Raw genomic sequence first — 23498 nt, 5'->3', positions numbered from 1 at the left:
TTATCGTTATTGTAGTGTAATTTTCTTTCTAAACAAGATTAAAATAAAGTTTGGGGGTTTAAAGTGGGGATTTTTAAAAGCGCATGGGTTTTAGGCGTGGCGATCCTGCCTTTAGCGGTGCGCTCTAAATAACCATTAGCGAGTAAAAAAGGCTCAATCACATCTTCAATCGTGCCTTCATCTTCTCTCATAGACGCTGCAATCGTGTTCAAACCCACCGGCTTTCCTTGAGCGTTAGCCAACAAAGATAAATACGCCAAATCCGCTTCATCAAAGCCTAATTCATTCACGCCTAATTCATTCAAGGCATGCAAAGTGATGTTCAAATCCATCAAGCTTGAATTTTTGACTAGCGCAAAATCGCGCACCCTTTTTAAAAGCCTTAAAGCGATCCTTGGCGTGCCTCTACTCCTTTTAGCGATTTCATCAGCGCTTTCTTCTTTGATGTCTTGGTTGAGTTTAGTGGCGGCTTTTTTGATGATAAGGGCCAGTTCGCTAGGGCTATAAAATTGCATTCTAAAACTCATGCCAAACCTGTCTCTTAAGGGGTTAGAAAGCATTCCGGCTCTAGTGGTAGCGCCGATGAGGGTGAAAGGGGGTAAATCAATTTTAATGGTTTGAGCCGCTGGGCCTGAGCCTATGATAATATCCAACCTAAAATCTTCCATCGCCGGGTATAAAACCTCTTCAATCGCTGGGCTGAGCCGGTGGATTTCATCAATAAAAAGAATGTCTTTAGCTTGCAAATTCGTCAAAATGGCGGCTAAATCACCGCTTTTTTCTATCATGGGAGCGGCGGTGATTTTGATATTGGTTTCCATTTCTTTAGCGATGATATGACTGATTGAAGTTTTACCCAAACCGGGCGGGCCAAAAAAGAGCATGTGATCCAAACTTTCTTGGCGTTTTTTAGCCGCGCAAATAGAAATTTGCAAATTGCTTTTAATCTTTTCTTGACCGATAAAATCTTCCCAAAGATTAGGGCGCAAACTCACTTCTTGAGAAGTTTCAAAATCCAAAGTTTCTAAATTGACTATCCGTTCTTTCATTTAATGATAACTTTCTAATTCGTTAGGGAAGTTTCCCTTTTTCACATCATCAGCGTATTGCTTGATAGCGTTTTGAACCAATTCTTTCCCTTTGAGGTATTCTCGCACGAATTTAGGCTTAAAGCTATCAAAAAAGCCTAACATATCGCTCCACACTAAAATCTGCCCGTCGCAATCCTTGCCGCTCCCTATGCCGATCGTGGGGATTTTGATTTTTTGCGTGATTGTTTGAGCGATAGGGGTGGTTATGCCCTCTAAAACCAACAAACCCACCCCGGCTTCTTCTAAACTCAAGGCGTCTTCTAAAAGCTTTTTTTGTTGCTCTTCGTTTTTGCCCTTAATCTTATAACCTCCATCAAGACGCACGAATTGGGGCATTAAGCCGATATGTCCTACCACGATAACGCCCTCATTAGTGAGCGTTTTAACCAGTTTCGCTTTTTCTTTCCCCCCCTCTAGTTTGATCGCGCTCGCTTGGGTTTCTTTATAAACTCTAATGGCGTTTTTTAGAGCTGTTTTTTCATCTTTATAGCTTCCAAAAGGCATGTCTGTGATGATAAAAGGAGTCTTAGCGCCCGCGCACACGGCTTTGGTGTGATAGAGCATCATTTTTACACTCGCGCTTAAAGTGTCGTTTTGATTGAAAAAACTCATGTTCAAACTATCGCCCACTAGAATCACATCCACTAGCGGATCAAATATTTGAGCGAACAGCGCGTCATAAGCCGTAATGGCGATGATTTTTTCTTGATTTTTTTTAGCTTGGAGATGGTTGAGGGTGATTTTTTTAATTGGGGCGGTTTGCATGCTCATTAAAAATCCTAAGTGTTAAATATAGTGGCATTGTAGCATGACTTTATTGGGGTGGGTAAAAATTTTACTCCATTTTAACCGGTCATTTTAATTATTTTAGTATAATTGAAAGAAACTTTTAACAAACAATTCAAGGGATTTAGCGATTTTGGGTCTTAAAAAACATGTTATTTTATGGTCTTTAATGGGGTTTTATACGGGATTGAGTGCACTTGATTATGATACCCTAGACCCGAAATATTACAAATATATCAAGTATTATAAAGCTTATGAAGATAAAGAAGTTGAAGAATTGATCAGAGACTTAAAAAGGGCGAACGCTAAAAGCGGGCTTATTTTAGGGATCAATACCGGGTTTTTTTATAACCATGAAATCATGGTTAGAACCAATAGTTCCAGCATCACGGGGAATATTTTAAATTATTTGTTCGCTTACGGCTTGCGTTTTGGCTATCAAACTTTCAGGCCGTCGTTTTTTGCGCGCTTGGTCAAGCCAAATATCATTGGCAGGCGCATTTATATCCAATATTATGGAGGAGCTCCTAAAAAAGCGGGCTTTGGGAGCGTGGGGTTTCAATCGGTTATGCTGAATGGGGATTTTTTATTGGATTTTCCTTTGCCTTTTGTGGGGAAATACCTTTATATGGGGGGTTATATGGGTTTAGGTTTAGGGGTTGTAGCGCATGGGGTGAATTACACGGCGGAATGGGGGATGTCTTTTAACGCAGGATTGGCTCTAACGGTGTTAGAAAAAAACCGCATTGAATTTGGATTTAAAATTTTAAATAATTTCCCTTTTTTGCAATCTAATTCTTCAAAAGAGACTTGGTGGGGAGCTATAGCGAGCATTGGGTATCAATATGTGTTCTAAAAAAATAAGGAATCTCATTTTATGCTTTGGTTTTATTTTAAGCTTGCATGCTGAAGAGAGTATGACTGAAGAAAATACCCCTAAAGACGCCCCCATTCTTTTGGAAGAAAAACGCGCCCAAACGCTAAAGCTTGAAGAAGAAAAGGAAGCTAAAAAGAATATTGATGAAAAAAGCCTGCTTGAAGAAATCCATAAGAAAAAACGCCAACTCTACATGCTCAAAGGGGAATTGCATGAAAAGAATGAATCCATCTTATTCCAACGAATGGCTAAAAATAAGAGCGGTTTTTTTATAGGCGTAATCCTTGGCGATATAGGGATTAACGCTCATCCTAACGCTCGATCTTATGAGAGCTTTGAACCTTTAAATAATATTCAAGCTTCTCCTTTGTTGTATGGCTTAAGGAGCGGGTATCAAAAGTATTTTGCTAACGGGATTAGCGCCTTACGCTTTTATGGGGAATATTTAGGGGGGGCGATGAAAGGGTTTAAAAGCGATTCTTTAGCCTCTTATCAAACCGCAAGCTTGAATATTGATCTATTGATGGATAAGCCTATTGATAAAGAAAAAAGGTTTGCGTTAGGGATATTTGGAGGCGTTGGAGTGGGGTGGAATGGGATGTATCAAAATTTAAAAGAGATTAAAGGGTATTCACAGCCTAACGCTTTTGGGCTAGTGTTGAATTTGGGGGTGAGCATGACGCTTAACCTCAAACACCGCTTTGAATTAGCCTTAAAAATGCCTCCCTTAAAAGAAACTTCGCAAACCTTTTTATATTATTTTAAAAGCACTAATATTTATTATATTAGTTACAACTATTTATTGTAAAGGCTAAAATGTTGAAATTTAAATATGGTTTGATTTATATCGCGCTCATTATAGGACTTCAAGCGACAGATTATGACAATTTAGAAGAAGAAAACCAACAATTAGACGAAAAAATAAACCATTTAAAGCAACAGCTCACCGAAAAAGGGGTTTCGCCCAAAGAGATGGATAAGGATAAGTTTGAAGAAGAATATTTGGAGCGAACTTACCCAAAGATTTCTTCAAAGAAAAGAAAAAAATTACTCAAATCTTTTTCCATAGCCGATGATAAGAGTGGGGTTTTTTTAGGGGGTGGGTATGCTTATGGGGGATTTAATCTTTCTTATCAAGGGGAGATGCTAGACAGATATGGCGCGAATGCCCCTAGCGCGTTTAAAAACAATATTAAGATTAACGCTCCTGTTTCTATGATTAGCGTTAAATTCGGGTATCAAAAATACTTTGTGCCTTATTTTGGGACACGATTTTATGGGGATTTATTGCTTGGGGGAGGGGTGTTAAAAGAGAATGCAAGCAAGCAACCTGTAGGCTCGTTTATTTATGTTTTAGGGGCTGTCAATACCGATTTGTTGTTTGATATGCCTTTAGATTTTAAAACTAAAAAGCATTTTTTAGGCGTTTATGCGGGTTTTGGGATAGGGCTTATGCTCTATCAAGACAAGCCTAATCAAAACGGGAGGAATTTGGTAGTGGGGGGCTATTCAAGCCCTAATTTTTTATGGAAATCTTTGATTGAAGTGGATTACACTTTTAATGTGGGCGTGAGTTTAACGCTTTATAGGAAACACCGCTTAGAGATTGGCACCAAATTACCGATTAGCTATTTGAGAATGGGAGTGGAAGAGGGAGCGGTTTATCAAAATAAAGAAGATGATGAGCGTTTGTTGGTTTCGGCTAACAACCAGTTCAAGCGATCCAGTTTTTTATTAGTGAATTATGCGTTTATTTTTTAAGGCTTGATTTTGGAGTTGAGGTTTAAAATTTTAGCGTTAGTCGTTTTGATTTTAGGGGGTTATTTGATTTTTAACGCTTTAATCACAAAAACCAAAGCTTTAAGTTTTAGTTTGAATAGCAAAGAGGATGCGCTCAATGACAATAATGAAGCGCTTTTTTGGGATTTAAAAAAACCCATTAAGATTAAAATAGCAGCCCCAAAGGGCATCAAACGCTATGAACTAAAAGTAACCACGCAAGATAATTTGATTCTATATGAAAAAGAAAATCTGGTATTGGATAAACCCAAGTCTTTAGAAGTGCCTTTAATTAGGCCTGAAATCATGGGGTTAGAAGACAAGTGCCTTTTATATGAAATTCAAGCTAATGATTGGAGCTATGCTAATTTTTTCAATGGCAATAAGGCGTCTTTCAAACAAGAAGTGTGTGTTGATACGATAAAACCCTCAATCACGATTTTATCTCGTTCCCCAAGCATCGCTTATGGGGGGAGCGCGGTAGTTGTCTTTGAAGCTTTGGATAAGAATTTGTCTCAAGCGTTTGTGCGCGTCAAAAAAAAGGATTTTAAAGCTTTCAGGCTTGTAGAATTCAAGCAGCGTAATGTTTTTATCGCTCTAGTGCCTTGGCCTTATAAAAATAAGGATTTTAGGGCGTTCATTGTCGCTAAAGATAAAGCCTATAACTCTAATACCACCCCTTTATTGTTCAAGCGAAAAACCCGTCATGTGAGGGAAAAAGATATAGACTTAAGCGCCTTAAAAGATAAGATGGCAAAGCAAGAAAAATTTCAAAACCACACTGAACAAACTTTATTAGAAAGATTTTCCAACGCGCGCTTAAAAGATTTGGAAAAAATCCACAAGATCGCTTTAGAGCAAGGGGATTTTTATAAGGATTTTTCCCGTTTTCAAGCGCTAAAACCCTTGAACGAGTCTTTTAAAATGGCAAGCAATTTTTTAGAAAATCGGCGTATCTTAAAGGATAATCAGGTGTTGTTCCAGTTCTTGCATTTAGGGGTAGATTTGATACCTGGCAAGGATTTATCTTTAGCGTTTGATCCATCTGCAAAGAGGGTTTTTAAGGGGGAGTTCGATTTTTATGGTAATAGTTTAATCAATTGCTATGGGTTAGGTTTGTGCGTTTTTTTAGCGCATTTAAAAGACGATGGAAGCGTGGGGAGTAGTGGTTTGAAATTAGGGAGCGGGTTGCATTTAGGGATGCTTTTGCAAGGGGTTTTTGTCCGGCCCAATGAATGGCTTAATGAGCAATGGATAAAAACCAATATTATCGCCCCCATAGAGCAAGCCAAGCGGCTTTTAATGAAAGGATAGTCATGTTAAAAACGAATCAAAAAAATGTGCATGCGTTTGAAATTGAAAAGCAAGAGCCTGAAGCGGTCATAGGATTTTTAGAAAAAAACCACGCCCTTTTGCAGTATTTTCTTATTATATTTAAATATGATATTGAGCCAGAAGTCAAAGCCATTTTGCACAAACACCAGCTTTTGTTTTTAGAAACGAATCGCCCTTTAAACGGGCGTCATATCAAAACCACAGAAAAAGACGCTAACCTTTTAAAGCAAAATAGCCCTAATGCGATAGAACCCAAGACAACGATTTATGAGCGTCATATCAGGAGTGGGGAAGAGATTTATAGCGCTAATCACCTTATTTTTTTGGGCAATATCCACAATGGAGCCAAGATTATTTCAGAAAGCTGTGTGTCGGTTTATGGGGTTTGCGAAGGGGCGATTGTGTGCTTTGGAGAGTGTTTGATTTTGAAAGAAGTCAAGAGCGCTCAGATCGTTTTTCAAAATAAAATTTTATCTCTAAAAGAGGTTGAACGGCTTTTGGTAAATAAAAATATTAAAATAATCACTAAAAATGACGATATACTAGACATAAAGGAAGTATTATGAAACAAACAACCATTAACCACTCTGTGGAATTAGTAGGGATAGGCTTGCACAAGGGCGTTCCTGTGAAGCTTGTTTTAGAGCCTTTAGGAGAAAATCAAGGTATTGTTTTTTACCGCTCTGATTTGGGCGTGAAGCTCCCCTTAAAACCTGAAAACATCGTGGATACCAAAATGGCAACCGTGTTGGGTAAGGATAACGCTAGAATTTCTACGATTGAGCATTTGCTTTCAGCTATCCATGCGTATGGCATTGATAATCTTAAAATCTCTGTGGATAACGAAGAGATCCCTATCATGGATGGGAGTGCTTTGACTTATTGCATGCTTTTAGATGAAGCAGGGATTAAAGAATTAGACGCTCCTAAAAAAGTGATGGAAATCAAGCAAGCTATTGAGGTTAGAGAGGGCGATAAATTTGTTAAAATTGAGCCAGACAGCCAACTTTCTTTGAATTTCACGATTGATTTTAACCATCCGGTTATCGCTAAGCAAGCCCATCATTTCGTCTTTAGTAAAACCGCTTACAAAGAGCAAGTCGCTAAAGCCCGCACCTTTGGGTTTTTGCAAGAAGTGAATTACTTGCGATCCATTGGTTTGGCTAAAGGGGGGAGCTTGAATAATTGTATCGTGCTGGATGAAAACAGCATTTTGAACAAAGAGGGCTTAAGGTGCGAAAAGGAATTCGTGTGCCACAAGATTTTAGACGCTATGGGGGATCTAATGGTCTTAGGCATGCCTGTGATGGGCAAATACACTTCTTTTTCAGGGAGCCATAAGCTCAATTCCATGTTGGTTAAAGCCATTTTAGCGGACGCTAAAAATTACGAAGTTTTGATTGCTACGGATCCGGCTAAAGAATTTGCGTTGCAAAAGGCTTTCGCTTAATCCTAAATTAGGGTTTATTTTTTGGAATTGGATTTAGCACTTATCTCTTTAGGCGAGAGGGTCTTGCTTGGGGTGTATCAAAACAGTTTTTTGTGCACTTCTTACACTTCCAAATCCAAAACAAGCGAAGCTTTAGTGGAAGTTTTTTCGCAATTATTTAAAGATTTTAAAAACCCTACTTTACCGGCGATTAAGGGAGTTTATTACGCTAAAGGGCCAGGGAGTTTCACTAGCTTAAAACTCACGCATGTTTTCTTACACACTTTGGCTTTAATCCATGACTTTGAACTCTATTCCACCACAGGCTTTGATTTTAACGACAACACGCCCATTCTAGCGTATGCCAATAAATACTTTGTTTCAAAAGAAAGGGAAAGTTTGAGCGATTTTAAAGATTTGAAAATCGCGCCAAAAGATTTCATGCTGCCCTCTTTTTTAGAGAAAGACAAATTCACCCAATTGAACACGCCGTTTTACATTTTGCCGCCTATTTAGTGTATAATGCTAGTTTTAAAAATGAAAGGGTATCAACAATAGGGGTTTAAAATTTGGTAGTGAGTGTTCCTGCAACAAGTGCGAATTTAGGCCCCGGTTTTGATTGCTTGGGTTTGAGCTTGAATTTACGCAATCGTTTTTTTATTGAGCCTAGCAGTTTCCATGCGGTGAAATTGGTTGGGGAGGGTGAGGGGATCCCTAAGTTTTTAACCAACAATATTTTCACTAAAGTGTTTTATGAGATTTTAAAAAAGCATGGGAATGACGGCTCGTTTAAATTTTTATTGCATAATAAAGTCCCTATTACAAGGGGCATGGGGTCTAGCTCGGCGATGATTGTGGGGGCGGTCGCTTCAGCGTTTGCGTTTTTAGGGTTTGATTTTGATAGAGAAAACATTCTCAATACCGCTTTAATTTATGAAAACCACCCGGATAATATCACCCCGGCGGTCTTTGGGGGATATAATGCAGCGTTTGTGGAAAAAAAGAAAGTGATAAGTTTAAAAACCAAAATCCCTTCTTTTTTAAAAGCGGTGATGGTGATCCCTAATAGGGCCATTTCCACCAAGCAATCGCGCCACCTCTTGCCCAAGCGTTACAGCGTGCAAGAAAGCGTGTTTAACCTTTCGCATGCGAGTTTGATGACGATGGCGATTGTGCAAGGGAAGTGGGATTTGTTGCGTTGTTGTGCTAAAGATAGGATGCATCAATACAAGCGCATGCAAACTTATCCTGTGTTGTTTGCGATCCAAAAGCTCGCTTTAGAAAATAACGCCTTAATGAGCACGCTTTCAGGGAGCGGTTCGTCATTTTTTAACATGTGTTATGAAGAGGACGCCCCTAAATTAAAGCAGGTTTTGAGCAAGAAATTCCCTAAATTTAGGGTAGCGGTTTTAGATTTTGACAATGATGGAGTCCTTATTGAGAAAGACTGAAATTAAAATCCGCATGTGTGTGGCGTGCAGAATGCGCCAACCTCAAAAGGATTTGTTGCGTTTGAAAAGCTTTGAAAATCAAATCATGGAATTTGATGGCACAGGCCGTAGTTTTTATGTGTGTGGAAATTGTTTGAAAAATGGAGAAAAAAAGTTGTTGAAAGCGGTTTCAAAAATAAAGAATGCCCCAAAAGATACCAAAAACATCATTACTTGGATTAAGGAGAGAAGCATAGCATGAGTGGTATGGTTGATTTAAAGGAATTTTTAGCCGAGCTTGGTAAGACCCAAAAAGAGCTTAAAAATGTGATCGAGCAAGCCAAAGATATTGGTTTAGAGCTTAAGACAAATTCTAAAATGACCCCAGAGCAAGCAGGCAAGCTATACAAATACATTGTGGATGGCATTAAAGAACAAATACAAGCCAATCAACCCGCTAAGAATCTTGAACAAGACAATAAAGACGATTTGAATACAGCCGTAGCGTCTAAATCTCTTAACAAAAAGGTTTCCAAAACGCCTAAAAAAGAAGAGGCAAAAAGCCAGCCAAAGCCCAAAAAAACTAAAGAAAAGAAAAAAGAAGCTCCAACGCCCATTGCTAAAAAGAAGGGAGGGATAGAGATTGTCAACACTTTTGAAAACCAAACGCCCCCTACAGAAAACACCCCTAAAGCGGTTAGCCACTCTCAAATAGAAAAAGCCAAGCAAAAACTCCAAGAAATCCAAAAAAGCCGAGAAGCCCTAAACAAGCTCACCCAAAGCAACGCTAACAACGCTAACAGCACCAATAACGCTAATAACGCTAAAAACGCTAAAAAAGAAATCAGCGAAGTTAAAAAACAAGAGCAAGAGATCAAACGCCATGAAAACATTAAAAGACGCACCGGTTTTAGGGTGATTAAACGCAACGATGAAACAGAAAATGAAATTGAAAACAGCGTAACAGAAAGCAAAAAACCCACTCAAAGCGCGGCGGCTATTTTTGAAGACATTAAAAAAGAATGGCAAGAAAAAGACAAGCAGGAGGCTAAAAAAGCCAAAAAACCCAGTAAGCCCAAGCCCACCCCCACAGCCAAAAACAACAAATCCCATAAAATTGATTTGAGCGATGCGAGGGATTTTAAGGGCAATGATATTTATGATGATGAAACCGATGAAATCTTATTGTTTGATTTGCATGAACAAGATAATTTCAATAAGGAAGAAGAGGAAAAAGAAGCGCGCCAAAATATCAACGATAGGGTGCGCGTCCAAAGGAAAAACCCTTGGATGAATGAAAGCGGGATCAAACGACAATCCAAAAAAAAGCGTGCATTCCGTAACGATAACAGCCAAAAAGTGATCCAAAGCGCGATTGCAATCCCTGAAGAAGTGCGCGTCTATGAATTCGCGCAAAAAGCGAATTTGAATCTGGCTGATGTGATTAAAACTCTCTTTAATTTAGGGCTTATGGTAACTAAAAACGACTTTTTGGATAAGGATAGCATAGAAATTTTAGCCGAAGAGTTCCATTTAGAAATTTCTGTTCAAAACACTTTAGAAGAATTTGAAGTAGAAGAAGTGCTAGAAGGGGTGAAAAAAGAGCGCCCGCCTGTGGTTACTATCATGGGGCATGTTGATCATGGTAAAACTTCACTATTGGATAAAATCCGTGATAAAAGAGTCGCTCACACGGAAGCTGGGGGGATCACTCAGCACATTGGCGCTTACATGGTAGAAAAAAATAACAAATGGGTGTCTTTCATTGACACCCCAGGGCATGAAGCCTTCAGCCAAATGCGTAATCGTGGGGCTCAAGTTACAGATATTGCAGTGATTGTGATAGCGGCTGATGATGGGGTGAAGCAGCAGACTATTGAAGCTTTAGAGCATGCAAAAGCGGCTAATGTGCCTGTGATTTTTGCGATGAATAAAATGGATAAGCCTAATGTGAATCCGGACAAACTCAAAGCCGAATGCGCTGAACTTGGTTATAACCCTGTGGATTGGGGCGGAGAGCATGAGTTTATCCCTGTTTCAGCTAAAACGGGCGATGGCATTGACAATCTGTTAGAAACCATTCTTATCCAGGCGGATATTATGGAATTAAAAGCCATAGAAGAGGGCAGCGCTAGAGCGGTTGTTTTAGAAGGGAGCGTGGAAAAAGGGCGTGGGGCGGTAGCCACTGTGATTGTCCAAAGCGGGACTTTGAGCGTGGGGGATAGTTTTTTTGCTGAAACGGCGTTTGGTAAAGTAAGAACGATGACTGACGATCAAGGCAAGAGCATTCAAAATTTAAAACCCTCTATGGTGGCTCTCATCACAGGCTTGAGCGAAGTGCCGCCTGCGGGATCTGTTTTAATAGGGGTAGAAAACGATTCTATCGCGCGCTTGCAAGCTCAAAAGAGGGCGACTTATTTGCGCCAAAAAGCGTTGAGTAAAAGCACTAAAGTGTCTTTTGATGAGCTTTCAGAAATGGTCGCTAATAAGGAATTAAAAAACATTCCTGTAGTCATTAAAGCGGATACGCAAGGAAGCTTAGAAGCCATTAAAAACAGCTTGTTAGAGCTTAATAACGAAGAAGTAGCGATTCAAGTGATCCATTCAGGGGTGGGGGGTATTACTGAGAATGATTTGAGCCTGGTTTCTAGCAGTGAGCATGCGGTGATTTTAGGTTTTAATATCCGTCCCACTGGTAATGTGAAAAATAAGGCTAAAGAATACAATGTGAGCATTAAAACTTACACGGTGATTTATGCGTTGATTGAAGAAATGCGATCGCTGTTATTAGGCTTGATGAGCCCTATCATTGAAGAAGAGCATACCGGACAAGCGGAAGTGAGAGAAACCTTTAATATCCCTAAAGTTGGCACGATAGCCGGGTGTGTGGTGAGCGATGGGGTGATCGCTCGTGGCATTAAGGCGCGTTTGATTAGAGATGGCGTGGTGGTTCATACCGGCGAAATCCTTTCTTTGAAACGCTTTAAAGACGATGTGAAAGAAGTTTCTAAAGGCTATGAGTGCGGGATCATGCTAGACAATTATAATGAGATTAAAGTGGGCGATGTGTTTGAAACCTATAAAGAAATCCATAAAAAAAGAACCCTCTAATGAACGCTCATAAAGAACGCTTAGAATCCAATCTTTTAGAATTATTGCAAGAGGCTTTAGCGAGCTTGAATGATGGCGAGTTGAATTCTTTAAGCGTTACTAAGGTGGAATGCTCTAAAGGGAAGCACCACGCTTATGTGTTTGTGCTTTCATCAGATCATAAAATCCTTTCCAAATTAAAAAAAGCTGAGGGGTTGATCAGGCAGTTTGTTTTGCAAGCGAGCGGGTGGTTTAAATGCCCAAAACTCAGTTTTGTTTTAGATGATAGCTTAGAAAAGCAGCTCCGCCTAGACGCTTTATTCAATGAAATCGCTAAAGGGAAAGATAATGACTAAAAGAATAGAAGAGAAAATAGAGGGCGTGATTGAAAGCTTGGGTTACTTGCTTTATGATGTGAGTTTAGTTAAAGAAAACGAGCAGCATGTTTTAAGGGTGAGCCTTAAAAACCCTAATGGGGCAGTTAGCTTGGATATTTGCCAGCAAGTGAGCGAGGTGATTTCGCCCTTATTAGATGTGTGCGATTTTATTCAAGACGCTTATATTTTGGAAGTGAGCTCTATGGGGTTAGAAAGAACGCTTAAAACCCCCAAACACTTCAAGCTTTCTTTAGGCGAAAAAGTGGAAGTCAAACTCACAAATAAAGAAAGCTTTCAAGCTGTCCTTAAAGACGCTAACGATTTGAGCGCGGATTTTGAATTAGAAGATCATGCTGTCAAAAGCGTGGAGTATAAAGATTTAAAGAAAGTTAAAACGCTTTTTGAGTGGTGAAATAATGCGAAGCGGTAGCGTTCCTACACTTTATGAGAAATTACCGCTTGATTGAAATTGGGCTCTTGTTATTTGGCTAAAAAACGCCAAAAAGCATTTTTTAGATTTTACTCCTCCATTTGAGCGATGCTCATTATTTCTTTAACCACATTCACATCTTCTAGCGTGCTTAAATCTTGAGTGATGGGCTCTTTTTTGGCGATGGATTTCAAAAGCCTTCTCATGATTTTCCCGCTCCTAGTTTTAGGCAAACCTGGCACATACATGACGTTGTCTAATTTAGCGATCTTTCCAATTTCAACGGATAAGATATGATTCATTTCTTTTAACAATTCTAAACTCTCGCCAAGATTGCATTTAGCCCCATCGCACAGCACCACAAACGCAAACAAGCCCTCTCCTTTAATCGTATCAGGGATACCCACTACCGCGCATTCAACCACCATTTCATGTTTAGAAATAGCGCTCTCCACTTCAGCCGTGCCAATCCTGTGCCCGCTCACATTCACAATATCATCTGTGCGCCCAATAATAGTGATGTATCCGTTTTCATCCACGATAGCGCCATCTCCAGAGAGGTAGACATATTCCCCATTCAACTTGATCTGAGAAAAATAGCTATCAATGTATCGTTTTTCATCGCCCCAAATGTTTCTTACCATAGAAGGCCATGGCTTGGTGATGCATAAAAACCCTTGCTCTCCGGGCTTTGTTTTGGTGCCGTCTTCGTTTAAAACTTCTGCATGGATTCCAGGCAAAGGTAAAGTTGCACAGCTGGCCCTTATAGGCGTAGCTCCCGGTAAAGGGCTGATGATATGCCCGCCTGTTTCTGTCTGCCACCAAGTATCCACGATACTGCATTTTGAATTGCCGATTTTTTCATAAAACCATTTCCATGCCGTAGGGTTAATGGGCTCTCCCACCGTTCCTAAAACTTTGAGTGACTCTAAATTATACTTTAAGGGTTCGTTTTCGCCTTTGGCATGCAGCATTCTTATAGCGGTGGGGGAAGTGTAGAATTTATCCACGCGGTATTCTTCTATCATCCTCCACCATCTCCCATAATCCGGATAAGACATCGTGCCTTCTAGTATCAAAGTCGTCGCCCCACAAGCTAAAGGTCCATAAACTACATAAGTGTGCCCTGTAATCCAGCCAATATCAGCGGTGCACCAAAAATTATCGTTATCTCTAATATCAAAAACCCACTCCATCGTCATTTGTGCCCACAGCAAATACCCTGCACTGCTGTGTTGAACGCCTTTAGGTTTTCCGGTTGATCCGCTTGTATAGAGCAAGAATAAAGGATCTTCAGAGTCCATCATTTCAGGTTCGCATTTATCGGATTGGTAATTGACCATTTCATTATAGACAAAATCGCGCCCTCTCACATAGTCAATCTCTTTGGCGTTTCGTATCACAATGAGCGCTTTTTCCACACTAGGGCAGGCGTTATTTTCTAGAGCCTTGTCAAGGGCTGGCTTAAGCATATAGGGTTTGCCTTTTCTAAAAGTCCCATCTGCTGTGATAACTAATTTGGCTTGAGTGTCGTTGATCCTATCTCTCAAGGCTTCAGGGCTAAACCCAGCAAAAACGATGCTATGGATCGCTCCAATCCTAGCGCATGCGAGCATCATATAAACGCTTTCTACAATCATGGGCATATAGATAATGACTCTATCGCCTTTTTTGACATTGAATTCGTTTTTTAAAAGGTTGGCTGTTTTATTGACTTCAGAGTGGAGTTTTCTGTAGGTGATGACATTATAATCCCCCATTTCCCCTTCAAAAATGATCGCCACTTTATTCTTTTTGTCTTTTAAATGCCTGTCTATGCAATTGTAAGAAACATTGATTTTGCCGTTTTCAAACCATTTGAAAAAAGGGGCGTTATCGCTGTTTAAAACCTTATCAAAGGGCTTAAACCATGTGAGTTTTTGCGTGGCTAACTCGCCCCAAAAATGTTCATAATCTTCATTGGCTTCATGCACTAAATCTTTATATTCACACATGTTTTTAATCCTGGCTTGCTTGGCAAACGCTTTGTTAGGGTTAAAGACTTTTTTAGCGAACTCTAAATCATCGTCTAATTGCATTGCATCTCCTTTCTATGGCTTTAAGCGCATTTTTTATTATTGTATCCAAACTCACACTCTTTTAAGGGGAGGGATACTTTTCTCTTTCTGTGGGGATTGAGACTGATAAAAAAGGAAACAATAGTAAGATGAAACCTAAAGGGTGCATTAGCGTTAATATGCTAATATAAACCAAAACATTATGACTATATAAAAGGGTGGTATGCTGATCTCCATAGCGTTTTTATTGGTTTTGTGTCTTTTGAATTATAGTTCTTTTAGGATGTTGAAATCGTTTTTAACCTTAAAGAAATTTTCTCAATACGCTTATTTAGGGTTTTTTATCCTTTTGAGCATAGGCGAGGCGGCTTTTGCTTTTTATAGAAATATTATGCCTAGCCATTTGTTTGTTTTGACTTCGGCGTGTTCGTTTGTGTCTTTTATTGCGTTTATTTTTTCTTTGAGTTTTTATGGGTTTTCCTACTCCATAGAAAAAATAGATTTTTTGCATTCAAGACGTAAAAGTTTAAAAAACTTTTTAAAATTAGGGTTTTATCTGGCGTTATTAGGGTATTTTTGGCGCGGGTTTTATGAAGGATTAGCCCGCCCTAAAATCAAAGAAACCCCTATTTATTTAGACAAGCTGGATAAAGAATTAAAGATTATTTTACTCACAGACATGCATGTGGGGAGTTTGTTGCAAAAAGATTTTGTTGATTACATTGTAGAAGAAGTCAATCAAAAAGAAGTGGATATGGTACTGATTGGGGGGGATTTAGTGGATGAAAGCATTGAAAAAGTCAAATCTTTTTTACTGCCCTTAAACAACCTTAAAAGCACGCATGGCACTTTTTATGTGCCAGGAAATCATGAGTATTATCATGGCATAGAGCCGATTTTATCGTTTCTTAACACGCTTAATTTGACGATTTTAGGGAATGAATGCGTGCGTTTAGGGGGGATCAATTTGTGCGGCGTGTATGATTATTTCGCAAGGAAGCATCAAAATTTTGCCCCTGATATTGACAAAGCTTTAAAAAAGCGTGATAGTAGTAAGCCCACGATCCTTTTAGCCCACCAGCCCAAACAAATTAGAAGCCTCAAAGAAGGCCACTCTGTGGATTTAGTGCTTTCAGGGCATACCCATGCAGGGCAAATCTTTCCCTTTAGCCTTTTAGTCAAGTTAGCGCAAACCTATTTACATGGTTTATACAAGCACAGCGGCACCACTCAAATTTATGTGAGCAGTGGGGCAGGGTATTGGGGCGTTCCTTTAAGGTTTTTAGCCCCTAGCGAGATCGCATACCTTAGGCTTTTACCTAAAAATCAAGCTTAGTTGAACAAAATCTTAAAATCGTAATCAAGCGGTTAAAAACAGGGATTAAAACAAGGGGTTAAAAACAACCGCCAAGACAAAGGGAAAGGAGGGGGAGGTGACCCTTCAATCTTAAGCGGTGCCAACCAAACCATAAGGAATGGTTGGATTTGTAATTATACAATAAAATGGTGATTTTTAGCAAATGATTTTAAAAATTATCCATAAAAAACGCTTAAAGGTATTTTTTACAGCCAACAACCAAACACAAAAGAGCTTGATTTTAATCAAGCGATAACTTTTATTAATATTTTCTTAAACTAATTTAAAATTATGATATAATCAGTGCTTGAATTACTCTTAAATGCAGGAGTCATACACCATGCGCGTTCTACTGATTGAAAAAAATTCTGTTTTGGGTGGAGAAATTGAAAAAGGCTTAAATGTTAAAGGCTTTATGGCTGATGTAACAGAGAGTTTAGAGGATGGGGAATATCTTATGGATATTAGGAATTACGACTTAGTTATGGTTAGCGATAAAAACGCTTTAAGTTTTGTTTCTAGAATCAAGGAGAAACATTCTTCTATTGTTGTTTTAGTTTCTTCTGATAACCCTACAAGCGAAGAAGAAGTCCATGCGTTTGAGCAGGGTGCGGATGATTATATCGCTAAGCCTTACCGCAGCATTAAGGCTTTAGTCGCAAGGATTGAGGCTCGTTTGAGGTTTTGGGGTTCTAATGTGATTGAAATTGGGGATTTGACCATTAGCCCTGATGAAGAAAAGATTATTTACAAGGGGCGTGAAGTTGAAGTGAAAGGGAAGCCTTTTGAAGTGCTTACCCATCTTGCCAGACACAGGGATCAAATTGTCTCCAAAGAACAGCTTTTAGACGCTATTTGGGAAGAGCCTGAGATGGTTACCCCTAATGTCATTGAAGTGGCTATTAATCAAATCCGCCAAAAAATGGATAAACCCTTGGGGATTTCCACGGTTGAAACCGTGAGGCGCAGAGGCTATCGTTTTTGCTACCCCAAACCGGCGTGTGAAGAGTAAATTCCGTGGTTTGCTAAAAAATAGATTAGAATGAGGGTGTGGAGTGGGTAAAATCAAATATTTTAATAGCGATAGTAGAGACTCTCATATCATGTTGGTGTTTAGCTAAGATCATAATCATTTTATCTGCGATTAGTAGGGTGTTTTGGTTAAAAAACACTAAAGTAGGTTCGTATCAATTCATGGATTTAAATATCTATCAAAACACAAAAATACAAACTTTGGCTCTGTTTTCATTGGATATTGACAAAGTCTTATTTTTGTGGGATTTTTATGGGATACAAGAAAAATACACAAAGAAAACGCTAGCTAAACCCTAGCTTGCACTAAAATTTTAGTATAGTGGCGTTGTGAGAACCATTAAAACTATGATTGCTAATAGTAGTTTCATAGTTGGTCATCTCCTTTTTAAGATAGCCGCTCACTATTACCCAAACCCTAACATGCTACAAATACCCGCAACAAAAAACAATAAAATAGAGAGATAACTTAAAATGATTTTTTGCGTTGGCGTGATGATAATTTAAAAAACCTAAAAATACTAAAAAAGCGTTTTTTACAATCAAATTATTAAGAGAGCTTGATTTTAAGCAAGCGATAGTTTTTTAAAAAAAGCGGTTTTTTGGGGTTAGGGGATTTAGTTGGAGGTTTGTAGGGAGAGAAGTTGTTTTAAAATACTCCTTATCCCCTTAAAAAATGAGTTTTTGCCATAAAACAATGGAATGAAAATTTTTAAACCTTCCAAAAAGAGTTTTTAAACTCTTAGTTTTTATAACTAACGCTTTTTACAAACAGCTAACTTTAGCGTTAGGCGTTATTGAAAATTTCTTCAACTTGCTCTTTAATATCCTTATAATTAAAGCTTTCTTTAAAGCCATCAATCTTGCCTCCGCTCGCATTCCTATGCCCGCCCCCATTAAAACACATTTGACTGAGTTCGCACACATCGCAATTCCCGTTCGCTCTTAAGCTCACATTCCCTTTAGCGTTCACATCTATATAAAAATCAAAATCCGGATTTTGCGTTAAAAAAAGGTTAGCCAACACGCTAATACCCCCCATAGAATAACTTAAAAACCCTTTTTTATCCTGGTAATAAACGCTGCAATCATGCTTTTTTAAAGAGAGCAAATGCGTTTGCGCATTTGAAGAGATATTGTCCATCGTTTCTGTATCAGGGTCGCCCCCTAAAGCGATTTTTTTAAGCCTGAACAAATCGTTATCATAGGCTACAGGGGCGTTTTCTAAAAACAAATAGTTTTTAACTTCTTCTAAAAGCTTTAATTTATAATCGCGGTTTTCATCATCAAACATGAAACGATTCAATTCAGAGGTTTGAGTGATCATGCGCATGCACACTTTGCCTAATTCAAAGCCATAACCTTGCGTGTCCCAAATATCCACAGAATTGACCATTTCCACCAAAGGCTCTAGCCATGTTGTGTTTTTTGGCTCTAAAAGAGCGTAATGCTTTTTCAAAAATTCATACACGATTTTAGTCGCGCAACGGTTCGTGTCTAAAAAATACCAATGGAAACTCTCAGCCACTTCCTTACCGCTGATATGGTGATCTAAAAGCTGGATTTGAATGTTTTTATTTTGCAAGCGGTGTTCTTGGATCTTATCCTGCAAATACTGCGCTTCATTCAAATTCAAATTCAAATCGCTAATCAAAATAAGGAATTCACTCTCTTTAGATTGAGCGATCGCGTTTAGAATCTCATAAATTCTCGCTGAAACTTCACGCCCGTAATTAGCGTTATAGCATTGGGTATTTTTAAAAAATTGTTTTGAAACAAGCTGGCATGCATAGCCGTCTAAATCAATGTGTGAAAGGTGGTAAACTTGCATCATTCTCCTTTTTTATCAATTATTTATCCATTAAAAGTTAATATGGATCGTGCCTAAGGCTTCAAAATTAGAGTTAGGATCCAATTCGGCATGGCTTAGCACGACTACATCAATCCTGGCCTGCTCCATTTGATTGGAAAGGGCTTTTCTTAAATTAGGCTCTACGATCAAAATCACCGGAGCGATCCCTTTTTGCAAGACTTTCATAGCCTCTTCAGAGACCCCTTCAATGAGTTTTTGCAATTCGCCCACATTGAGTAGCAGGCTCTTAGAAGTGCCATTTTCTCGCAATTTATTAAGCAAAAATTGTTCGCTATCGGTAGAAAAGGTTAAAAATTTCAAACGCCCGTCTTCAGATTTAAAAGCGTTAGTGATCACCCTAGAAAGCCTCGCTCTCACTTGTTCGGTTAAGATATTCACATCGTTTTGAACCAATGGGGCAATATCGGTAATCGTTTCTAAAATAGTGAGCATGTCCTTAATAGGGATTTTTTCATGCAACAAGGCTTGCAAGACTGATCGGATCGCACCGGTGGGGATTTTTTTACTCTCTTCTACAATTGTAGGATAGTCTTTAGCCAAGCGCTCTAAAAGGGATTTCACTTCATCTTTAGTGATAAAATCTTCAGCGTATTTTTTCACTAATTCGCTGGTGTGTGTCGCAATAACGGTGCTTGGATCAATAATAGTGTAGCCTTGAATGATGGCTTCTTCTTTATTTTTAGTTTCAATCCATAAAGCGTCCATTCCAAAAGCCGGCTCTTTAGTAGGAATGCCTTCAATTTCTTTATTCACAAAACCGGTATTCATGGCTAAAAACTTATCTGGCATCACCATGCCCTCACCAATCACAATGCCTTTAAGCTTGATTTAATAATGCGTTGGGGGGAGTTGCAAATTATCCCTGATCCGGATTTGAGGCATCAAAAAACCATAATCGCTCGCTATCTTTTTTCTAATGCCCCTAATCCTTTCTAACAAATCGCCCCCTTGTTTCATGTCCGCTAAGCTAATGAGCTGATAGCCTAAAGCCAATTCTAAAAATTCAATTTTTAACACTTCATCAATGGCTTGTTCTTCTTCTCTTTTAAGCTCTTCTTGGGTTTTAGCCCTTGTAGTGGGGGTGTGGGGTTTGATTTTGGAGCTGTGGGGTTTTTCGCTCAAATCCAAGCCGAATTTTTGACTCAAATAATTTTCTAATTTAGTGAGCAACCCGTCTTTTCCCTCCCTGCTAATCAGCCATGCGATGAATAAAAAGAGAGCCCCTACAAACGCTAAAGAAAAGGTAGGGAGTCCAGGAATGGTTGCAAAAAGCAATAAAATCGCTCCCACAATCACTAAAGTTTTGCTTTTATTGGTGAGCTGTGTGATGAGTTTGGAAGCAAAGTCCTCTTCTTCGTTTTGCGTGGTGCGAGTGGCGACAATACCGGTCGCTGTCGCAATGATTAAAGCAGGGATTTGCCCTACAAGCCCATCGCCAATGGTTAGGATAGTGAAAGTGCTAGCGCTAAAGCTCAAGCTCATATCCCTTTGAAACACGCCCACTAAAAACCCCCCAATGATATTGATAAGCGTGATAATGATAGAAGCGATCGCATCGCCTTTGACAAATTTAGACGCGCCATCCATCGCGCCATAAAAATCCGCTTCTTGGCTTAGAGCGGCGCGCCGTTTTTTAGCTTCCTTATCATCAATCAGACCTGAATTTAAATCCGCATCAATCGCCATTTGCTTTCCTGGCATAGCGTCTAGAGCGAATCGCGCCCTAACTTCAGTAACCCTAGTAGAGCCATTAGTAACCACTAATAGATTCACTAACACTAAAATACTAAAGATAATAGCCCCAATCACATAATTCCCGCTCACGCTAAATTCCCCAAACGCCGTGATAATATCGCTCACCGCGCTAGGCCCTTTATAGCCTTGCGTTAAAATCATTCTAGTGGTGGCGACATTTAAAGCCAAGCGGTATAAGGTTACAATGAGCAATAAAGTGGGGAAAGCGCTAAAATCAGTCGGCTTGTCAATATAAAGCCCAATTAAAATAATCAACACCGATAGCGCGATAGAAATCGTGAGTAAAAAATCCAACACAAAAGGCGGTAACGGCACGATAATGATCGCTAAAATAGCTATCACAAAGACCACAAGGGCTAAGTCTTTGGATTGCAAGAAGCGTTTAAAAACAGGGAAAGTCTTTTTAAAAGCTAATTTGGAGCGTTCGTTTGCCATAATCTAAAATCAATGCCTTAATCTGGTAGGTGTGTTTGTCTCTTATTATAATATAAAGTTTGAGCGTATGATACAAAAAAGCTTGTTTTACGCTATAATGATCGTTTTTAATTTATTACCAATTAGGAGGTCGTTATGGCTTTGAATCTGGAGAAAAAACAAGAAATCATTAAGGCGTTTGCCACTAAAGAAAACGATACGGGTTCTTGTGAAGTGCAAGTGGCGTTGTTGAATGAAAGGATCAAGCTTTTAACCGAGCATTTAAAGGCTAACCCTAAAGATCATTCTAGTCGTTTAGGGCTTTTAAAATTAGTCGCTCAAAGACGCAACTTGTTGAAATACATCAAACGCACTAATCATGCGCGTTATGTGGTTTTGATTGAAAAGTTAGGCATTAAAGACAGATAATTTTATCGGTTTTAGGGTATGGCGAGTTTGTGTTGAAAGAGCGTTTGAAGGCCTTTTTTAGTGCGGACTCTGTTTTCACTCTAATTTTTGCTCTTTTTTTTCTCACTTCGTTTAAAAAACCTTTAACTCAAGTCTTATTGATTGTTTTAATGGTTTTTTTGTTTTTTATGTGTTATTTCCAAGCGTCTTTGAAAGAGACCTTTAGAGTTAATCATCTAAAAACCATGCCCTTTAAATGGCTCACTTTGGCTTTTTTGGGCGTGTTTTTAAGCATCTTCCCTAACATGTTTAACATGTATGATAGTCAAACTTTCCGCTACAATTTATTCGCTCTAAACATGTCCTTAACTTACGCTTGTGGGGCGTTATGCTTGCTTTTTGCCAGTTGTTTAAGAATCAAATTGAATCAAAAAGTCCTTTTTTATAGCATGGCTGTTGCAAATTTCATTAACGGCTTGCTTTCATTGGTGCAAAAAATTTATTTTAACATGCCCAGAGCGCAAGGGTTTAGCACGGTTAAGGAGTATGTGGTTTTAGTGAGCGTGTCCATTTTAGGCTGTTATATTTATGCGCTCTATTCGCAAAGTCAAAAAGAGAAACTTTTTTTCACCCTTTCTGTTTTTGTGGGGTTTTTAGTCGTTATTTTAAGCGCCACAAGGAGCGCGACAATCGCTTTTGTTATTACTTTTTTGATCCTTTCTTGCTTTATTTTATACGCCAAAAAATCGCTCAAACCATTGGGTTATATGGTGGTTGTGAGTCTGATTTTGAGCGCTTTGTATGTGGGGAGTAACGCTTTAGAAAAAAGGGGGGCAATAGAGCAATCTAGAGTTCAAAACCAAAGCTTTGAAGAAGATTTGAAACGCTACGCTAAAAAGGACGCTGATAGCAGTATCGGGTGGCGTTTGGAGCGCTGGAAAGAAGCCCTAACGGTTTTGCGTTTAAGACCCTTGTTTGGTATGGCCGCTAGCGAGAAATGCCAGAGGTTAGAAGAGATTTTATCCTTATCAAAGTCTTATAGAGCCAAAGATTTGATTCTTTGTTATGAAAGATACGACAATCAAATCATTCACATTTTAGCCACTAGGGGGATCATAGGCTTTTTGATCTGGCTCTTTTTTTTATTAGTTATTGTAAAGATTTTTTGGAGCGGGATAAAACAAAATTCTTTAATATCGCTCTTTATATTAACGACACTCGCTTTTTATCTCATTTTTGGCATTGGGTTTGACCCCTTTGATTTCTTCATTACGGGAAGTTTTTTTGTAGGAATGGTCATGATGGCTGTTTTTGTAAAAAAAGATAAAAGCGCTTTTTAGCATCAAAGAGTTTGATATTAGTCAAGCGGTAGTTTCTTGTGAGATGCTCTTAGGGGGATTTAAGGGGTAAGATAAAAACTTATGCTATAATGCGGTTTCATTCCATATTCAACAAGGAGAAATAAATTAATGAAAATTTTAGTGATTCAAGGGCCTAATTTAAACATGTTAGGACACAGAGACCCAAGACTTTATGGCATGGTAACCTTAGACCAAATCCATGAAATCATGCAAACTTTCGTGAAGCAAGGCAATTTAGATGTGGAATTAGAGTTTTTTCAAACCAATTTTGAGGGTGAAATCATTGATAAAATTCAAGAGAGCGTGGGCAGCGATTATGAAGGGATTATTATTAACCCTGGAGCGTTTTCGCACACTTCTATTGCGATTGCAGATGCGATCATGCTAGCGGGCAAACCCGTTATTGAAGTGCATCTCACTAACATTCAAGCCAGAGAAGAATTCAGGAAAAATTCTTACACCGGAGCGGCTTGTGGAGGCGTGATCATGGGATTTGGCCCGCTTGGCTACAACATGGCTTTAATGGCGATGGTCAATATTTTAGCCGAAATGAAAGCGTTCCAAGAAGCCCAAAAAAACAACCCTAATAACCCCATTAACAATCAAAAATAAAAGGG

General features: G+C 39.0%; 21 protein-coding genes and 2 pseudogenes. 17 read left to right on the top strand and 6 right to left on the bottom strand.

Annotated features, from left to right (window positions below; translation table 11 throughout):
* Positions 1 to 38 precede the first annotated feature (38 nt).
* Both ruvB and panB read right to left on the bottom strand, forming a co-directional pair.
* Positions 39 to 1049 carry a Holliday junction branch migration DNA helicase RuvB gene (ruvB, locus tag CXY28_RS00960; protein WP_000664482.1) on the bottom strand — a complete coding sequence of 337 codons (1011 nt, stop codon included), beginning with the start codon at positions 1047 to 1049 and terminating at the stop codon, positions 39 to 41.
* Positions 1050 to 1862, bottom strand: a complete 813-nt coding sequence (gene panB / locus CXY28_RS00955) for a 3-methyl-2-oxobutanoate hydroxymethyltransferase (RefSeq protein WP_000062694.1) — start codon at positions 1860 to 1862, stop codon at positions 1050 to 1052. It abuts the gene before it with no gap.
* A gap of 148 nt (positions 1863 to 2010) precedes the next feature.
* Here panB and CXY28_RS00950 point away from each other — a divergent pair, with 148 nt between their 5' ends.
* Genes CXY28_RS00950 through CXY28_RS00895 form a run of 12 tightly spaced genes read left to right on the top strand, consistent with a single transcriptional unit; the run spans position 2011 to position 12606 of the window.
* Entirely contained in the window at positions 2011 to 2733 is a 723-nt protein-coding gene (locus CXY28_RS00950; protein WP_100979184.1) for a hypothetical protein, read from the top strand.
* Positions 2723 to 3562 (top strand): outer membrane beta-barrel protein, encoded by an 840-nt coding sequence (locus CXY28_RS00945; protein ID WP_100979183.1) that lies wholly within the window; start codon positions 2723 to 2725, stop codon positions 3560 to 3562. Before CXY28_RS00950 ends, CXY28_RS00945 begins: the two co-directional genes overlap by 11 nt.
* A gap of 8 nt (positions 3563 to 3570) precedes the next feature.
* Complete coding sequence (locus tag CXY28_RS00940; RefSeq protein WP_100979182.1) at positions 3571 to 4515, top strand: outer membrane protein; 945 nt, start codon at positions 3571 to 3573, stop codon at positions 4513 to 4515.
* Positions 4516 to 4524: 9 nt separating this feature from the next.
* Positions 4525 to 5847, top strand: coding sequence for a M23 family metallopeptidase (locus CXY28_RS00935; RefSeq protein WP_198542582.1), 1323 nt, complete (start codon positions 4525 to 4527; stop codon positions 5845 to 5847).
* Between the two features lie 2 nt (positions 5848 to 5849).
* A complete protein-coding gene (gene minC / locus CXY28_RS00930) occupies positions 5850 to 6434 on the top strand; it encodes a septum site-determining protein MinC (RefSeq protein WP_198542581.1) in 585 nt (194 codons plus the stop codon).
* Positions 6431 to 7318, top strand: a complete 888-nt coding sequence (lpxC, locus tag CXY28_RS00925; protein WP_015644007.1) for a UDP-3-O-acyl-N-acetylglucosamine deacetylase — start codon at positions 6431 to 6433, stop codon at positions 7316 to 7318. The genes minC and lpxC overlap by 4 nt, the downstream gene beginning before the upstream one ends.
* Positions 7319 to 7339: 21 nt before the next feature.
* Entirely contained in the window at positions 7340 to 7813 is a 474-nt protein-coding gene (locus CXY28_RS00920) for a tRNA threonylcarbamoyladenosine biosynthesis protein TsaB (RefSeq protein WP_198542580.1), read from the top strand.
* Between the two features lie 53 nt (positions 7814 to 7866).
* Complete coding sequence (thrB, locus tag CXY28_RS00915) at positions 7867 to 8748, top strand: homoserine kinase (RefSeq protein ID WP_024369003.1); 882 nt, start codon at positions 7867 to 7869, stop codon at positions 8746 to 8748.
* Positions 8735 to 8989 (top strand): DUF448 domain-containing protein, encoded by a 255-nt coding sequence (locus tag CXY28_RS00910; protein ID WP_001232508.1) that lies wholly within the window; start codon positions 8735 to 8737, stop codon positions 8987 to 8989. The genes thrB and CXY28_RS00910 overlap by 14 nt, the downstream gene beginning before the upstream one ends.
* Entirely contained in the window at positions 8986 to 11838 is a 2853-nt protein-coding gene (gene infB, locus CXY28_RS00905) for a translation initiation factor IF-2 (protein WP_100979180.1), read from the top strand. The genes CXY28_RS00910 and infB overlap by 4 nt, the downstream gene beginning before the upstream one ends.
* Positions 11838 to 12173 (top strand): 30S ribosome-binding factor RbfA, encoded by a 336-nt coding sequence (gene rbfA / locus CXY28_RS00900; RefSeq protein ID WP_033761304.1) that lies wholly within the window; start codon positions 11838 to 11840, stop codon positions 12171 to 12173. The genes infB and rbfA overlap by 1 nt, the downstream gene beginning before the upstream one ends.
* Positions 12166 to 12606 (top strand): ribosome maturation factor RimP, encoded by a 441-nt coding sequence (locus tag CXY28_RS00895; protein WP_100979179.1) that lies wholly within the window; start codon positions 12166 to 12168, stop codon positions 12604 to 12606. Before rbfA ends, CXY28_RS00895 begins: the two co-directional genes overlap by 8 nt.
* A 107-nt stretch (positions 12607 to 12713) precedes the next feature.
* Here the strand turns inward: CXY28_RS00895 and acs are convergent, their stop codons facing one another.
* Entirely contained in the window at positions 12714 to 14702 is a 1989-nt protein-coding gene (acs, locus tag CXY28_RS00890; RefSeq protein ID WP_100979178.1) for an acetate--CoA ligase, read from the bottom strand.
* 202 nt (positions 14703 to 14904) lie between these two features.
* Between acs and CXY28_RS00885 the strand changes: the two genes are divergently transcribed.
* Complete coding sequence (locus tag CXY28_RS00885) at positions 14905 to 16017, top strand: metallophosphoesterase (RefSeq protein WP_100979177.1); 1113 nt, start codon at positions 14905 to 14907, stop codon at positions 16015 to 16017.
* A 361-nt stretch (positions 16018 to 16378) separates the two neighbouring features.
* The gene (gene hsrA, locus CXY28_RS00880; RefSeq protein ID WP_001264984.1) at positions 16379 to 17050 is read left to right on the top strand and encodes a response regulator-like transcription factor HsrA; all 672 of its coding nucleotides are present in this window, start codon (positions 16379 to 16381) and stop codon (positions 17048 to 17050) included.
* 180 nt (positions 17051 to 17230) lie between these two features.
* Here the strand turns inward: hsrA and CXY28_RS09010 are convergent.
* From CXY28_RS09010 to flhA, 3 genes and pseudogenes are all read right to left on the bottom strand, one after another.
* A pseudogene (locus CXY28_RS09010) lies at positions 17231 to 17495 on the bottom strand (hypothetical protein).
* A gap of 362 nt (positions 17496 to 17857) precedes the next feature.
* Positions 17858 to 18901, bottom strand: coding sequence for a 3',5'-cyclic-nucleotide phosphodiesterase (locus CXY28_RS00870; protein WP_198542579.1), 1044 nt, complete (start codon positions 18899 to 18901; stop codon positions 17858 to 17860).
* 30 nt (positions 18902 to 18931) lie between these two features.
* Positions 18932 to 21133: pseudogene (gene flhA, locus CXY28_RS00865) on the bottom strand (flagellar biosynthesis protein FlhA).
* A 135-nt stretch (positions 21134 to 21268) separates the two neighbouring features.
* Here flhA and rpsO point away from each other — a divergent pair.
* From rpsO to aroQ, 3 genes are all read left to right on the top strand, one after another.
* Positions 21269 to 21541: a 30S ribosomal protein S15 gene (gene rpsO, locus CXY28_RS00860; RefSeq protein WP_001207122.1), complete on the top strand. Its 273-nt coding sequence runs from the start codon at positions 21269 to 21271 to the stop codon at positions 21539 to 21541.
* 29 nt (positions 21542 to 21570) lie between these two features.
* Entirely contained in the window at positions 21571 to 22860 is a 1290-nt protein-coding gene (locus tag CXY28_RS00855; RefSeq protein ID WP_100977279.1) for an O-antigen ligase family protein, read from the top strand.
* 129 nt (positions 22861 to 22989) lie between these two features.
* Positions 22990 to 23493, top strand: coding sequence for a type II 3-dehydroquinate dehydratase (gene aroQ, locus CXY28_RS00850; RefSeq protein ID WP_000699284.1), 504 nt, complete (start codon positions 22990 to 22992; stop codon positions 23491 to 23493).
* The last annotated feature ends 5 nt before the right edge of the window (positions 23494 to 23498 follow it).

Source organism: Helicobacter pylori (assembly GCF_002832345.1).
GTDB classification, from domain to species: domain Bacteria; phylum Campylobacterota; class Campylobacteria; order Campylobacterales; family Helicobacteraceae; genus Helicobacter; species Helicobacter pylori_CP.
Note: the sequence above shows the minus strand (reverse complement) of the source record. Positions and strands in the feature narration are given on the sequence as shown.

What these genes read in the sequence shown, in the direction of transcription:
- ruvB (WP_000664482.1), bottom strand. Translation starts at nt 1,049, where the DNA reads ATGAAAGAACGGATAGTCAATTTAGAAACTTTGGATTTTGAAACTTCT.
- panB (WP_000062694.1), bottom strand. Translation starts at nt 1,862, where the DNA reads ATGAGCATGCAAACCGCCCCAATTAAAAAAATCACCCTCAACCATCTC.
- CXY28_RS00945 (WP_100979183.1), top strand. Translation starts at nt 2,723, where the DNA reads ATGTGTTCTAAAAAAATAAGGAATCTCATTTTATGCTTTGGTTTTATT.
- CXY28_RS00940 (WP_100979182.1), top strand. Translation starts at nt 3,571, where the DNA reads ATGTTGAAATTTAAATATGGTTTGATTTATATCGCGCTCATTATAGGA.
- minC (WP_198542581.1), top strand. Translation starts at nt 5,850, where the DNA reads ATGTTAAAAACGAATCAAAAAAATGTGCATGCGTTTGAAATTGAAAAG.
- lpxC (WP_015644007.1), top strand. Translation starts at nt 6,431, where the DNA reads ATGAAACAAACAACCATTAACCACTCTGTGGAATTAGTAGGGATAGGC.
- infB (WP_100979180.1), top strand. Translation starts at nt 8,986, where the DNA reads ATGAGTGGTATGGTTGATTTAAAGGAATTTTTAGCCGAGCTTGGTAAG.
- rbfA (WP_033761304.1), top strand. Translation starts at nt 11,838, where the DNA reads ATGAACGCTCATAAAGAACGCTTAGAATCCAATCTTTTAGAATTATTG.
- CXY28_RS00895 (WP_100979179.1), top strand. Translation starts at nt 12,166, where the DNA reads ATGACTAAAAGAATAGAAGAGAAAATAGAGGGCGTGATTGAAAGCTTG.
- acs (WP_100979178.1), bottom strand. Translation starts at nt 14,702, where the DNA reads ATGCAATTAGACGATGATTTAGAGTTCGCTAAAAAAGTCTTTAACCCT.
- CXY28_RS00885 (WP_100979177.1), top strand. Translation starts at nt 14,905, where the DNA reads ATGCTGATCTCCATAGCGTTTTTATTGGTTTTGTGTCTTTTGAATTAT.
- hsrA (WP_001264984.1), top strand. Translation starts at nt 16,379, where the DNA reads ATGCGCGTTCTACTGATTGAAAAAAATTCTGTTTTGGGTGGAGAAATT.
- CXY28_RS00870 (WP_198542579.1), bottom strand. Translation starts at nt 18,901, where the DNA reads ATGCAAGTTTACCACCTTTCACACATTGATTTAGACGGCTATGCATGC.
- rpsO (WP_001207122.1), top strand. Translation starts at nt 21,269, where the DNA reads ATGGCTTTGAATCTGGAGAAAAAACAAGAAATCATTAAGGCGTTTGCC.
- aroQ (WP_000699284.1), top strand. Translation starts at nt 22,990, where the DNA reads ATGAAAATTTTAGTGATTCAAGGGCCTAATTTAAACATGTTAGGACAC.